The sequence below is a fragment of the Chitinophaga sp. GbtcB8 genome, assembly GCF_019091455.1.
Lineage (GTDB): Bacteria > Bacteroidota > Bacteroidia > Chitinophagales > Chitinophagaceae > Chitinophaga.
Genome location: NZ_JAGXJN010000025.1, coordinates 1 through 15,009, shown reverse-complemented (window position 1 = coordinate 15,009; position 15,009 = coordinate 1). Strand labels below are relative to the sequence as shown.

Below are 15,009 nucleotides of genomic sequence, written 5' to 3'. Positions count from 1 at the left end.
TAATACCGGGGTTTGGTACATACCTCTCAAATACACGTTGTGTACTTTTGTGAAGTATAACCAAGACCCGGGCAGTATGACCAAGAGCAAATATTTTTTCCTCATCATCATATTAGGCGCCTTGACAGCATTGGCGCCTTTTTCTATTGATATGTACCTGCCGGGTTTCCCGGCAATTGCCAAAGATCTGCATAGCGATATTGCAGCAGTAGCACTTTCTTTATCCAGCTTTTTTATTGGCGTGTCTGCAGGGCAGCTGCTGTATGGCCCGCTGCTGGACCGTTTTGGCAGAAAACGTCCTTTACATATAGGCTTGCTGGTATACCTGCTGGCATCATTGGGCTGCGTGCTGGCCACGTCTGTAGAGGCATTGATCATACTGCGCTTTTTGCAGGCATTAGGCTGCTGTGCAGCAACGGTAGCTTCTACCGCTATGGTGCGCGACCTGTTCCCGGTAGAGGATAATGCTAAAGTATTTTCCATGCTGCTGCTGGTAGTGGGCGCATCGCCTATGCTGGCGCCGGCCATTGGCGGGTATGTAAGTGAGTTCCTGGGCTGGCATTACATTTTTATAATTCTTACAGCGCTGGCCGCAGTAATACTGGCCGCCGCTTTCTGGGGCTTGCCGGAAAGCAGCGCACCGGATCCCAACTATTCTTTAAAGCCCGGACCTATTACACGCAGCTTTCTTTCCGTAGTACGGGAGCCGCGGTTTACCACCTACGCTTTAACCGGCGCTATTTCCTTTGCGGGATTGCTGACGTATGTAGCAGGGTCGCCCAATGTGTTCCTGGAGATCTTTAAAGTGTCCGGCACGCAATACAGTCTCATATTTGCTTTGCTGGCAGCGGGTTTGATAGGTGCGGGGCAGGTGAATAGTGTAATGCTCAGAAAGTATAAGAGTGAGCAGCTGATCGTAACCGCATTGATCACTCAAACTATTATAGCCCTGGTATTGGTAACTGCCAGTACAAATGGCTGGATAGGATTTAGCGGTACGCTGGTGCTTATTTTCATGTACCTGTCATGCGCAGGGTTTATTTTCCCCAATGCATCGGCCCTTTCCATGGCGCCATTCTCTAAAAATGCAGGGAGTGCATCTGCGCTCATGGGCGCTTTACAAATGGGGTTAGGTGCGCTGGCCTCTGTAGCAGTGAGCCTGTTAAGCAAAATAGATCATACTACTTTTCCTATGACGGGGGTAATGGCTGGCTGTTCCCTGCTGGCAATGGGCATTTTACTAGCCGGCACCCGGGTGATCCGGATTAGAGATGCCCGTAAAACGGTGCTCTGCGATCTTTCCGCCTGAGCTTAATTCAGCCTTGCAGGATCAGGATTGTCCTTTAACCGGTCTTTGGCAAAAGTAATGGCGGTTTTACCGTGTGGGGCGGGCTTTCCGCTTTCATCCACATTTACAAACACCATCTTTTCAATAGCCAGTACCGGTTCCTGGGTGATCTTGTTCCTGACCTCACATTTCAGCGTAATAGAAGTAGTACCAAAGTGGGTAGCTACTATGCCCAGCTCAATAATATCGCCTAAGCGGGGTGCGCTTATGAAATTGATCTCTGAAATAAATTTGGTAACCACATGCGGGTTGTTAAGCTGCAGAATGGCGTAGATCACAGCTTCTTCGTCTATCCATTTCAGTAAGCTGCCGCCAAATAAGGTGTGGTTGGGGTTCAGATCTTCCGGTTTCACCCACCTGCGGGTGCGGAATTTTAATTCGGGTCCTTGTGTTTGCATAAAAAATCCTTTTTTAAGAGAAGTATTGGAATAGGGAGGGGCTGCTCGCATTGAATGACAGTGCAAAGGTCCACAATAAACCAGAATTTTTTAAGTGATATTATTTATGCAGGTATAGGCGCCGTCTATTAATTATTTAATGCCTTCCACAAAAGATCCTTCAGCTCATTCAACCCCTGTTGGGTAACGGAGGATATGAACACATGCGGTACATCTGCCGGCAGCTCCGCAGCTATGGCGGCTTTCAGCTCCTCGTCCAGCATATCGCTTTTACTGATGGCCAGCAGAAATTGTTTATCCAGCAGCTCAGGATTGTATTGTTCCAGCTCATTTAACAGAATGTCAAACTCCTCGCGGTGGTCTTTACTATCCGCCGGTATCAGGAATAACAGTACGGCGTTACGTTCTATATGGCGCAGGAAACGGTGCCCCAGGCCACGGCCTTCGTGGGCGCCTTCAATAATACCCGGCAGGACGGCAATGCAGAATGATTGGTTATTGTGGTAAGCTACCATGCCCAGGTTAGGGGTAAGGGTAGTAAATGCGTAATCGGCAATTTTAGGTTTGGCAGCGGTGATGGTAGAAAGCAGGGTAGACTTGCCGGCGTTGGGAAAACCTACCAGCCCTACATCCGCCAGTACTTTCAGCTCCAGCACCTTCCAGCCTTCTCGGCCGGACTCACCAGGTTGGGAATATTCCGGCGTTTGGTTAGTGGATGTTTTAAAATAGGCATTACCCCGGCCGCCAATGCCGCCTGGCATTAAGATCACTTCCTGCCCGTCGTTCAGGATCTCTGCTTCCAGCTCCCCGGTTTCTTCATCCCGCACCTGGGTGCCGGGTGGCACCTCAATAATAATATCTTCCCCATCGGCTCCCGTACAGTTATTGCGGCTGCCATTGCCGCCATCCTTTGCTACTACGTTCTTGTACCAGCGCAGGTGCAGCAGGGTCCATAACTGGGAATTCCCTTTCAGGATAATGTGCCCGCCGCGGCCACCATCGCCCCCGTCAGGCCCGGCCTGCGGGTTAAACTTGGTGCGCATAAAATGGGCGCTGCCGGCGCCGCCTTTGCCGGATTTACAAAAAACACGTATATAGTCTACAAAATTTTCCAAAACCTTCAATTTACGGGTGGCAGGGGCCGCCCTGCCTTAAATAAAAACGCAAAGATCGGGAAGTTTGCGTGAAAAGAAACAATCACGCTACTTACGATCTTTGCGTTATGATATTTTTACGCAGGCAGGGCCTGCAAACTGCTTGTATATTCCGCTCTGTAACCGCTAACTGCTAAGAGCCAACTGCTAACTACACCTTCTCGCTCACCAGCTCATCGATCTCTTTACTCAGCAGGCTGAATATTTCCTCAATGCTGCCGTTGCCTTTGATCTTTTTAAACTTGCCATATTTGGCATAGTGATCAGCCACCGGGGCAGTTTTATTATGATATTCCACAATACGTGCCTTCACAATTTCCTCGCTGGCATCATCGCTGCGGCCGGAGGTAAGGCCCCGGTTCAGCAGGCGTTTGATCAGCTCATCTTCCGGTACTTCCAGGCTCAGTACAGCGGCTATGCTGGTTTTCTTTAAAGCCAGCAGCTTGTCCAGCGCTTCTGCCTGGGCAGAGGTGCGGGGAAAACCATCAAATATAAAACCTCTGGCTTCCGGGTTGGCATCCAGTTTGGAACTGATCATGCCTATTACTACTTCATCCGGAACCAGCTGGCCCTGGTCCATCACTTTTTTAGCTTCCATTCCCAGAGGGGTCTGGGCGCCTATTTCGCTCCGCAGCAGATCGCCGGTGCTCAGGTGAATGAGGCCATATTTCTGGATCAGGTTAGCACTTTGTGTACCCTTGCCGCTACCGGGAGGGCCAAATAAAATAATATTGACCATGTTCTTTAAAAAACTTAATTAAGCAAGATTGCAAATATAACAAACTATTGAATGTTCTGGTAACTAAAATTACCGTTGCTTAAATAATATAAAACAATTTATCGGAATAATTAACAACATTTAAAAAATTAGCTAAAAAGATAAAAATTTTTGAAATATGATTTTAGTATAAAGCATTTATTTTATGCACGTTAAACAGATACATAATTTATTTTATTAATCCGTTGAACCTCATATAAATATTTGTATGTTTATAGGCATGATGAGGAAGCAATTTATGGTACTGGGCCTCACAGGGTTTTTCATGACAGGACAGGCGGTTCAGCAGGGGCCCACATTGCAGGACAAGACATTTTCACAGGAGGTAGCACTTTCACCGGCGCCCCTGCAGCAACAAAAGGATACGCTCGGACAGGATGATCCGGCAGCCCAATGGGCCGACAGCGTTTTTAACACGCTTACGCCGGAGGAGCGTATAGCCCAGCTTATTATGATCCGCGCACATTCCAACCTGGGGCAGGATCATATTGATAAAGTGGTGAATGACATCCGCAGCAATAAAGTAGGCGGCGTTATCTTTTTCCAGGGCGGCCCGGTGCGGCAGGCCCGGCTAACGAACTATTATCAATCCATTTCCAAAGTGCCCCTGCTGGTATCTATTGATGGCGAGTGGGGCCTGGGCATGCGGCTGGACAGTGTTATAAGCCTGCCCCGCAACCTGATGCTGGGCGCCCTGCAGGACAGCACGCTGGCCTGGCAATACGGGCACCTGCTGGGAGAACAGTGCCGCCGCATGGGTATTCATATTGATTTTGCGCCGGACATGGATGTGAACAACAATCCCAACAACCCGGTAATTAACGACCGCTCCTTCGGGGAAAATAAATACCAGGTAGCCCGCATGGGTGTGGCTACCATACAGGGTATGCAGGCCGCAGGCATTATGGCCTGCTCCAAACATTTTCCCGGCCACGGGGATACGGATGTAGACTCTCACCTGGACCTGCCGGTGATAGGCAAAAGCCGCGCGGAGCTGGATTCACTGGAGCTATACCCTTTCCGGCAGGCTATTGCAGCCGGCGTAGGTTCCATTATGGTGGCGCACCTGTATGTACCAGCTATTGATAAGCGGCCTAATACACCTACCTCTATCTCTTATAATGCTACCACCAGGCTGCTTAAAAATGAGCTGAACTTTAAAGGGCTGGTAGTAACCGATGCGCTGGAAATGAAGGGCATTGCCAAGTTTTACTCCAAAGGGGAAGAAGCATTCCAATCCCTGCTGGCCGGTAACGACCTGCTGGTGCTGCCCTCCACGGCAGAAGGCAGTGTGACCGCCATTATGCGCGGTATAAAACGCGGGCAGATCAGCTGGGCGGAGGTGAACAAACGTGTAAAAAAAGTGCTCGTAGCCAAATATAACCTGGGGCTTAATCAGCCGCAGGTTATAGATACGGATCACCTTACCGATGACCTGAATGCTAAAACAGATACTTTAAAGAAACAGATTGCAGAACAGGCCATTACATTGGTAAAGAATGATAACCGCCTGGTGCCTTTCAAGATATTTCCTGTTAAGAAAGAAAAGATGGCCGTGGTAGCCGTAGGTGCAGATGGGCCCAATACCTTTTTGGAAACGGTTAAAAGCTACCGCCCGGATGCGGATGTGTTTGTATTTACCAACCGCCAGAGCTTACAGGAAGTAGCGGTGCTGATGAACAAGCTGCAGCGGGATTATAAGCAGGTGATCATTAGCCTGCATAATTATAACCGCCGCCCGGCTAATAGCTTTGGTATTACCGTAGCAGAAAAAGTGCTGGTACGGCAGCTGCAGCAGGAAATGCCTTCTGTACTGGTAGCCTTTGGCAACCCCTATGCGTTGCAATATTTTTGCGAAGCGCCTACCATTATGGCTGCTTATGAAGATGATGATATTACGCAGAAAGCAGCTGCCAACATCCTGTTTGGCAAAATAGCACCTAAGGGAAAATTGCCGGTGACCGTGTGCAACATTCCCTCCGGCAGTGGCATCACCTATGAGCTGCCTAAATTTATTACCCTGCCTAAAATTACGCCGGAAGAAGTGGGCATGAGATCAGCCGTGCTAAACGAAATAGACGGTATTGCCAAAAACATGATAGACCAGGGGGCAGCCCCGGGCTGCCAGGTGCTGGCGCTGAAAGATGGGCGTGTAGTGTACGATAAATGTTTTGGCTTTTATGAATACAACCGCTGGGAAGAGGTAACGCCGTCCTCTATTTATGACCTGGCATCCGTAACAAAGATCTGCGCTACCACCATTTCCATTATGCGCCTGTATGATGAAGGCAAGGTAAAGCTGGATGCTAAGCTGGGCGATTATTTACCTATTGTAAAAGGTACGGATAAAGCCAACATGCGCATCCGCGATATTCTGCTGCACCAGGCCGGCCTGGCGGCGTATATTCCTTTTTATAAGGCAACATTGTATAATAATGGCATACCGGATTCTGTGCTGTACCATAAAGATGCGGATTCACTGCATACCGTACGGGTAGCAGATCATATGTATATGGACAGCAATTACGTGGGAGTGATGTATAAGACCATGCTGGATAGCAAGCTGAATCCGCGCCAGGGTTATGTGTACAGCGATATGGATTTTATTTTCCTGGGCAAGATCGTAGAGCAGCTTACCGGTAAAAAGCTGAATGAATATGTAAAAGAAACCTTTTACGATCCCCTGGGGCTGGAAACCACTGGTTTCCGCCCAAGAGAACGTTTTCCACTACAACGTATAGCGCCCACGGAATTTGAACATACATTCCGCATGCAGCTGATACGTGGTGATGTACACGACCCTGGTGCAGCCATGTTTGGCGGCGTTGCCGGTCATGCAGGATTGTTTTCTAACGCGAATGATCTCGGGGTGTTGTTACAAATGTTACTGAACGGGGGCCGGTATAATGATGTGCAGTTTATTAAACCGGAAACAATTCAAATGTTCAGTGCCTATGGTACGCCGCAAAGCAGGCGTGGCCTGGGTTTCGACAAACCGGAAAGAGATAATGCACATCGCAAAGATCCTTATCCGGCGGCTAGCGCCTCCCCCCTTACTTTCGGGCATACCGGGTTCACAGGAACCTGTATATGGGTAGACCCACAGTATAAACTGGTGTTTGTATTCCTTAGTAACCGGGTATGCCCTTTGGGCGGCGCCAATCTCAAACTAAGCACATTGCACGTTCGAGAACAAATTTTAGAAACATTATACAAAGCAATGAAGTAGGGTGAATAATGAAGTGCAGGCACTGCACCATTCACAGCATACTATTTGCTTTCTACAGATACCAACCTGTTTACAGACAGCTGGGTTTTGATCTCTACTGAACGTTGGATCACACCATTTTTACCATTCCTTACTTCAAAGGTATAGTTACCGTCTTCTAAGCCCTGCAGGTTGTAACGGCCCATGAATACAGGCGTAGCGGGGATAATTTCGCGGTGTAATACGTTGTGGTTCTGATCTTTTATCAGCAGTATTACTTTGTCGGCACCGGGATTTTCAACGCTTACACGAAATACCAGGGAATCTTTCCTGGGCTGGGAAATGTTCACTTTAAAATTGCTAGGCACATCAGATGAAAAATGCGTAGCAGTAGCGCGGGCTGTGTTCAGAGCAAAAGTATGTTCCTGAGCAGCAACACCGGTTGCAGTTAATAGCATGGCAGCAATAGCCATAGTAGCGGTTTTGGACATGTGTTTCATGACATTAAGTTGTTTAAATGTTTAAATTTTTCGGGGGCAGTATTAGCTAATACTTAATGCCTTTTTTGTTTTTTTGTTTTTGTCGCCGCAAAGATAGTACATCATATGTTAACAGAACGTTATGCACCCATTAAAAATTTATGATGGATTGTTTGTACATAAATGTCCGCAAACCATACAACCGGCGCATGAACGACTGAAAATCAAACGTTCATATAGCTGTTGCCGTTATAGAAATTTTTTAGGGCCTTTAAATTTCTTGACGTAACTCTGACACTTCTCCGGCGGGCAGGTTAAAATTGTAACGGATCCATCTGATGAGCGAATCCAGTCGCGGATAACGATATAAACGGTCATTCATCTTTTGTATGGTCGTATCAGATATGGCCCAGTTCATAGCATAGGTATTGCTGTCACTTTTTTCATAAAGGGAGATGGGAAAGTAAGTGGTATCCTTATTGATCTCACGCAAATAATTAATGAGGCGCAGGTTATTTACAATGGTTTGTGTGCCGTAAGAACCAATGAGTGTTTGCACCGGCGCCAGCAGATCATTTACCAGGGGATGTACTTTGTGCAGCTGCACAGGCTCCCGGCTGGAGTTGGTGATGTGTATTACATACCAGCGCAGCTTTTTAGGCAGCTGCAGGTTTTTCAGCTGCGGGTAATAGCTGCTGCTGTCATGCACCCACTGGTTCAGCTTTAATATCATCTCATGCACTACACCGGCGCCTGAATTATCAAAATAACCGCCATCTACAAAATAGCTGTCGTGTATGCGGCCGGCAGGGCTTATGTATGGAAAGCGCGCACCTAATACTACCGCAGTGCTCAGGCGCATATCTTCCCCGGGTTTTAACAGGCTTAGCACATCTATCCGTTTACCAAAGATGGTAGAATCAATATTAATGTTGCTTACTACACCGGGCGCGCCATCCTGCATGCGCGTAGTGTTAATACATAATATGGGTAAGGTGTAAGCGCTATCCTGCTGCCGGGTTACAAGCGCCGACATTCTTTGCTCAAATGCCTTGCGCATGATCACAGAATCCGGTGCAGCGTTTTCAATAGCATATTCCAGCGCTGCTGCACGGTCATACACAAAAGGAAAGGGAAACACAGGACGGAACAGGTCAGGCCCCATCATACGCGCAAGGGTATACGTTAAGAAGTCGGATTTCAGGTAATCCTGCGCTTCCCGTAACAGAGTATGATGCCTGCGGTAAATGCTGTCGCGTTTTTGTAATAAAGTAAAGAAGGTGCTGTTACCAACACTGCCGCCGGATGCACCGGAGAGGCAAAGCAGGTGTTTTGAGAACTGGCTGTTGGAGCCTTCTTCCAGTCGGCTGAGCACTGCGGCCGTCCAGTAACCGGAGCGGGAGGCGCCCCCATCTGCCAGCACAAAAAATACCGGGTAAATACTATCACGTTGTATAACGGCCTGCCGCTGCTGCACCCAGTGAATAAAATATTCTTCCAGGTGCTGCCGGTTATCAAACAGCTGGGTGTTGTTTTCACGGTCTTTTATAATACGTGCGTAGTGCGGCTCAAATATAAAACCAAGGATCACCAGCAGCACAATATATACCACTGTTACATTAATGCCCGATAGCATAGAGGACAGCGAGATGATATTGAAAAAACCCAGCAGCACGCCCAAAGCCAGCAATGCAAAGGGAAAGCTGCCAATATGATTGGCAAAGGGCAGGTAAAAAATAGCGGTAAGGTAACAGATGGTGGCCAGTACGGAAATAACATTGAAGATTACGAACAGCAGCGCTTCCTCTGCTGTTCTGGACCTGTTGTTGTTTTTTTTATGGTTGTTCCACACGGTTTTAAGCACGCGCACAAACAGGGGGTTCGTCCACCGGTTGCTGCGCAGCACCAGCTTGCTGCGGTTATTTACCAGGAACAGGGCGGCATATTGCATCCAGGTAATGCCTGCCACCAGGGAAGTTACCGTATTGAGCCACCCGCATAATACAATGGCCACAAAAATAGATACCAGCAGCACGGTGCAAACAAGCATTAATTTTTTGCGTTTGCGCAGTGCATTACCCCAGCGGATCATCCAATAGCTAATGCCAATATATAGTAACAAATGCAGGCCCAGCAGTGCCCATAACCAGCTTCCCAGCGGGCCTATGCCCACGGGGCATTGCAAAATAGCCAGCGCAGTAACAGCAAAGCATAAATAACCCAGTATACGCGGCAGGTGTGAAATAAGCTGCCGCGACAGCCAGCCTGTAAAACAGCCATACTGCAGATCTTTACGGTAAGCAACTATACGGCCGGAGTACCAGTTCACATAAGCCCAGAAGAACAGCATGAGTAAAACCACTATGCCGCTCCACTTTGTTTCTGTAGCCTTTACAATAATATCTATGCCCTGCGGAAGCCACCAGAAGCACCAGGCCGCCAGCATCAGCAATATAATAGCAGCTGCAAACACAGAGAACAGGCGCAGGTAAACGGTGAACTGGCGTAGGCAATGTATGGCTGTTCTGTAAAGTGATAGTAACATACCTGAAGGCTTTGGATATGACAATCAGTTATTCGATCTGCTCAAATTAGGGAACAAATTTTAAAAACGGGAGTGGTTGTTTTTCAGAACAGCCGCACACAGTTATTCACTTCCAATTGCAAATTGACCTAATTTTGCAGCGTTTATGGAAAAAAGCACATTGCAGCAGCACCGTCCTGTAGCCATCTGGTTATATACAGGCGTAGGCATGATCATTATCCAGGTATTACTGGGCGGCATTACCCGCCTTACCGGTTCCGGCTTGTCTATTACAGAGTGGAAGCCCCTCCTGGGCGCCCTGCCCCCGATGAATGAACAAGCCTGGCAGGCTGCTTTTGATAAATACAAGGAGATTGCGCAGTTCACCTATGTGAACAGCCATTTCACCTTATCTGACTTTAAGGCCATTTACTTCTGGGAATGGCTGCACCGCGACTGGGCCCGGCTAATGGGCCTTGTGTTTGCAGTGCCGTTCATTTATTTCCTTATAAAAAAGAAGATAGACAGGAGCATGGTAAATCCCATGATCATCCTGTTCCTGCTGGGGGCCCTGCAGGGCGCCATTGGCTGGATTATGGTAAAGAGCGGTTTGAATGAGGAAAATTTGTACGTGAGCCACATCCGCCTGGCCGTACATTTCATTGCAGCGCTGCTGCTGTTATGTTATGTGCTGTGGTTTGCGCTGAAGATCAGCACACCGGCAACGGCTATACTTTATTCCCCTTCCCTGCGCCGGTTAAATAGCTGGCTGCTCGTGTTATTAACCCTGCAGCTGATATATGGTGCATTTATGGCAGGCCTGCACGCTGCACTTGCTGCCAGCACCTGGCCGGATATTAACGGTATGTGGTGGCCCGCAGGTATGCAGCAGGGCGGTTTCCTGGAAAGTATAACACAGAACCATATTACCGTGCAATTTATTCACCGGGGCCTGGCTTACCTCATAGCCATTGGCGTAGCCGTTTGGTGGTGGAATGCAGCTAAAACACCGGTTTACAGCCGTTTGCACCGCATCCGTTACCTGCCTTTGCTGCTGGTATTGTTACAGGTATTATTAGGGGTATTAACGGTTATGGGCAGCGTGGTAAAAATACCGCTGCTGCTGGCCGTGCTGCACCAGTTCACCGGCATGTTATTATTACTGGCATTGGTATGGACGCTGTTCTTAAGTAATGGAAAACCGGCGCTTACAGGTAAGCCCGTTTCCTAATAACATACCACTATTTTTTCGTAAGTTTATCTGCAATTGGTTTGGGGAAGAAACGGACCCGCTAAATACCAAAACGGACGTTTCACTTGACCATGAGGACATCAAACTACTTCAAGTGAAATTGAAACTACTGCTGGTTAAAACTTACTACTCCTTCCCTATACAGCTGCTGTTGCTGCACTTTCGCAAGTACCAGGTGTTGCTTATTTTCTGGGCAATTTTTTTCAGTACCATTAACGGTGGTTTTGCCAAGGTTTTTGGAGGCGATGCATTGTACCTGGCGCCGGAATACCTGGGTAATGTAAATTTTTACAGTACTACCCTTTTGGGCCTGGCTACCGGCTTTTTTATTATGAGCTGGAACATTACCACCTTTATACTGCATACCAGCCGTTTTAAATTCCTGGCCACTACTTCCCAGCCATTTTTCCGCTATTGCTTAAATAATTCCATTATCCCGCTTACGTTCCTCATATGCCTGCTGGTACGGGGCTGGCAATACCAGCGCTACCAGCAGCTCAGCACCGTGCCGGAAATATTGCTGCTGGCAGAGGGTTTTATTTGCGGGGTATTATTCGTGATCTTTTTCTCCTTCTTTTACTTTTTTAATGCAGATAAGAACATTAGCCGCCGCCTGGAGCGCCGCTTTGGCAACCCCCGTAATTTTTTAAGGACCGTGCTGAAACCCGGGCAGGAGCATGATGAAAATGCGCTGCCCGTACACAACTACTTTTCTTCCCCTTTCAGGATACGCCGCGCCCGTAATGTGGATCACTATAACAAACATTACCTGGACAGCATTTTAAAACAGCACCACTTTGCCGCCATGATCACTGTAGGCTGCGCCCTGGTATTCCTGGTGATACTGGCTTTTTTAATGGATTACAATGTTTGCCGGATCCCTGCCGGCGCCAGTGTAATGGTGTTTTTTGCTTTTTTGATAGGGATAGCCGGCGCTTACGCCTACCTGCTGCAAACCTGGGCCATACCGGTTTTGCTGGTAATGATGTTTGTGCTGAACTGGATGACAGTGAACAACCTGCTGGACAACCGCAATAAAGCCTATGGCTTAAACTACCGGCAGCCTAAAGAACGGCCGGCATACGATGTAAACAGCCTGCAGCAGTTCTTTTCAGAAGAGCGGGCCAAACGGGATAAGGACAGCACCCTTAAAATACTGGAACAGTGGAAGGCTAAATTTCCGCCCGGTACAAAGCCCCGGCTGGTTGTAATGAACTTCAGCGGCGGTGGCATACGGGCGGCCGCCTGGTCTATGAATGTGCTGCAGCGCCTGGATACGCTTACCCACGGCGCGCTTATGGACCATACCATGCTGTTCACCGGCGCATCTGGTGGCATGATGGGCGCCTCTTACTACCGGGAGCTCTACCACCTGAAACAATTGGGCAAACCCATGAATATACAGGACACTGCCTATACGGAACGCATCTCCCGCGATCTGCTGAACTCTGTTTTTTCAGCGCTGGCTGTAAATGATTTTATTACGCCTTTCCGCTCTTTTAAAATAGGCGCCAACCGCTACGCCAAAGACCGTGGTTATGCTTTTGAAATGCAGCTGAATGATAATACGGATCATGTGCTGGAAAAAACCATACGGGATTACCAGCTGCCGGAGCAGCGGGCCATTATACCCATGCTGATCTGGAATGCCACTATAAATGCAGATGGCCGCCGCCTGTTAATTTCCCCGCAACCCATTAGCTATTTATGCGCGCCGGAATATAAATATCCTACCCGCGCAGTACGGGATGTGGATGGGGTGGACTTTACCCAGTATTTTGCCGCCCAGCATGCCATGGACCTGCGTGTTACCAGCGCCATACGCATGTGCGCTACTTTCCCTTATGTGCTGCCCAATGTATTCCTGCCCAGTGACCCCATTGTGGATGTAATGGATGCCGGTATCCGCGACAATTTTGGACAGGAAACCAACCTGCGTTTTTTATATACTTTCCGGGAGTGGATAAATGAAAACACCAGCGGGGTAGTGTACATACAGGTACGCGATACCCGTAAGAACGATATACGCCCTATAGAAAAAACAAAAACGCTGAGCAACCTCATTTTTGATCCGTTGTTCACCATGCAGCAGCACTGGAGCGCCATGCAGGATTTTGAACAGGATAACCAGGTGAATTATATGGAAGGATATTTTCCCGAAAAATTCCACCGCATCATTTTCCAGTATGTGCCGCAGAAGGAAGATAAAGCAGCGGCTCTTAGCTGGCACCTTACCTCCCGAGAAAAGATAGATATTGCCGGCGCCCTGGATAATACTGCCAACCAGGCCTCGTTTGATTATGTGCTGAAGCTGATGAAATGATGTGTTAATATGCTGGTGTTTACTGTTTCAGGAACGCCAGCAACGCGCTTATAAACTGCTCATAGGCCTCCACATGCGGCAAATGGCCAACACCTTCAATGGGTACCAATTGGGCATGCGGTATTCTTTGAGCGGCGCTTTTACCCAGCTCGGGGTAATTACCTAAAGTTTTACGAACCTCCTCCGGCGCGCTGGCTTTACCCAGGGCAGTACGGTCGCGTTGGCCAATGATCAGCAGGGTAGGAGCCTGGATGTGCTCAAATTCATAATACACCGGTTGGGTAAAGATCATATCATAGGTGAGCGCTGCATTCCAGGCTACACGCGGGTAATCGGGTCCTTTGGTCCAGCTGGCTTGCAGCCGCGCCCATTTTTCATATGCAGGTTTCCACTGCCCGGCATAGTAATTATCCAGCTGGTATTGTTTGATCTTTTCATAATCCTGTTTTAATTCAGACTGGTACCACTTATCCACGGACTGGTAGGGTACTTTTACTTTCCAGTCTTCCAGCCCAATGGGGTTTTCCAGGATCAGCTTTTCCGTTACTTCCGGGAACATCAATGCAAAACGTACGGCTACCATGCCACCCATGGAATGCCCCAGCACCGCGGTTTTGGCAATGTGCAGGGTATCCAGCAGGGCTTTGGTATTTTGTGCCAGCAGCTGAAAGCTATATTGCAGGTGCGCTGGTTTGGCAGATTTGCCGAAACCTATTTGATCAGGGATAATAACGCGGTAGCCGTTTTTACGCAGGTCGGCAGCGGTACTGCCCCAATAGGCGCCGCAAAAGTTCTTGCCATGCAGCAGCATTACCACCTTGCCGTTAGGCTGGGCAGGCTGCACATCCATATAGGCCATTTTCAGGTGCTGGCCCTGGATGTTTAAGGTAATATAATGAACCGGGTAGGGGTAGTTGTAGCCGGAGAGGGTAGCATCCTGCGGGGGAATGGTTTGGGCTTGCATGATACCGGTAAAGTAACATAATAAGTATACCAGCAGGTAGTATTTTTTAAAGTGCATGGGAATATTTTTTAACCGTTGGCTGATTAGTACAAATGTAATGCCCGCGCAAAGATCAAATTTATTACCGGCCGCTGCCCTGCAACCCCTTCAGAATCATAGTATTCAATTATTATATGAACATTAACATCTTGATCACATTTATTTAAAACACTTTCCCCCATTCTTTCCACATATTTTAGTACCTTTGCGCCTTCATTTACACAGATGGGCCTAATGCCCCTGTAAAATTCTATAGTACAAGACTTATATGAACATCCGTAACATAGCTATTATTGCGCACGTAGACCACGGTAAAACCACCCTGGTAGACAAGATCCTCCATCAGACCAACGTTTTCCGGGCTAACCAGGAAACCGGTGACCTGATCATGGACAGTAACGACCTGGAAAGGGAACGTGGGATCACCATCTTCAGTAAAAACGCATCTGTGGTGTACAAAGATGTAAAGATCAATGTAATTGATACACCGGGCCACGCCGACTTTGGCGGTGAGGTAGAGGGCGTACTGAAAATGGCCGACG

The 15,009-nt window shown here is 48.2% G+C and carries 11 protein-coding genes; 5 read left to right on the top strand and 6 right to left on the bottom strand.

The window, feature by feature from the left end; translation table 11 throughout:
• The first annotated feature begins 76 nt into the window (after positions 1-76).
• A complete protein-coding gene (locus tag KVT36_RS20250; protein WP_217605273.1) occupies positions 77-1,309 on the top strand; it encodes a multidrug effflux MFS transporter in 1,233 nt (410 codons plus the stop codon).
• 2 nt (positions 1,310-1,311) lie between these two features.
• Here KVT36_RS20250 and KVT36_RS20245 read toward each other — a convergent pair whose 3' ends face one another.
• The 3 genes from KVT36_RS20245 to KVT36_RS20235 form a co-directional block, all read right to left on the bottom strand.
• A complete protein-coding gene (locus KVT36_RS20245) occupies positions 1,312-1,746 on the bottom strand; it encodes an acyl-CoA thioesterase (protein WP_089907089.1) in 435 nt (144 codons plus the stop codon).
• A gap of 128 nt (positions 1,747-1,874) precedes the next feature.
• Positions 1,875-2,861 (bottom strand): GTPase ObgE, encoded by a 987-nt coding sequence (obgE, locus tag KVT36_RS20240; RefSeq protein WP_217605272.1) that lies wholly within the window; start codon positions 2,859-2,861, stop codon positions 1,875-1,877.
• Positions 2,862-3,051: 190 nt separating this feature from the next.
• Positions 3,052-3,639 carry an adenylate kinase gene (locus tag KVT36_RS20235; RefSeq protein ID WP_217605271.1) on the bottom strand — a complete coding sequence of 196 codons (588 nt, stop codon included), beginning with the start codon at positions 3,637-3,639 and terminating at the stop codon, positions 3,052-3,054.
• A gap of 259 nt (positions 3,640-3,898) precedes the next feature.
• On the opposite strand from KVT36_RS20235, the gene KVT36_RS20230 reads away from it, so the two are divergent.
• Entirely contained in the window at positions 3,899-6,907 is a 3,009-nt protein-coding gene (locus tag KVT36_RS20230) for a glycoside hydrolase family 3 N-terminal domain-containing protein (RefSeq protein ID WP_254640107.1), read from the top strand.
• Between the two features lie 41 nt (positions 6,908-6,948).
• Here the strand turns inward: KVT36_RS20230 and KVT36_RS20225 are convergent, their stop codons facing one another.
• Both KVT36_RS20225 and KVT36_RS20220 read right to left on the bottom strand, forming a co-directional pair.
• Positions 6,949-7,386, bottom strand: a complete 438-nt coding sequence (locus KVT36_RS20225) for a hypothetical protein (protein WP_143080912.1) — start codon at positions 7,384-7,386, stop codon at positions 6,949-6,951.
• A 250-nt stretch (positions 7,387-7,636) separates the two neighbouring features.
• Complete coding sequence (locus KVT36_RS20220) at positions 7,637-9,910, bottom strand: patatin-like phospholipase family protein (protein WP_217605270.1); 2,274 nt, start codon at positions 9,908-9,910, stop codon at positions 7,637-7,639.
• A 145-nt stretch (positions 9,911-10,055) separates the two neighbouring features.
• On the opposite strand from KVT36_RS20220, the gene KVT36_RS20215 reads away from it, so the two are divergent.
• Entirely contained in the window at positions 10,056-11,120 is a 1,065-nt protein-coding gene (locus KVT36_RS20215; RefSeq protein WP_217605269.1) for a COX15/CtaA family protein, read from the top strand.
• A 115-nt stretch (positions 11,121-11,235) separates the two neighbouring features.
• A complete protein-coding gene (locus KVT36_RS20210; protein WP_217605268.1) occupies positions 11,236-13,464 on the top strand; it encodes a patatin-like phospholipase family protein in 2,229 nt (742 codons plus the stop codon).
• A gap of 19 nt (positions 13,465-13,483) precedes the next feature.
• On the opposite strand, the gene KVT36_RS20205 is transcribed toward KVT36_RS20210, so the two are convergent.
• Positions 13,484-14,485 (bottom strand): alpha/beta fold hydrolase, encoded by a 1,002-nt coding sequence (locus tag KVT36_RS20205; protein WP_217605267.1) that lies wholly within the window; start codon positions 14,483-14,485, stop codon positions 13,484-13,486.
• A gap of 250 nt (positions 14,486-14,735) precedes the next feature.
• Here KVT36_RS20205 and KVT36_RS20200 point away from each other — a divergent pair.
• Positions 14,736-15,009, top strand: a 274-nt coding sequence (locus tag KVT36_RS20200; RefSeq protein WP_217605266.1) for a GTP-binding protein, incomplete at its 3' end; no start/stop codon positions are given.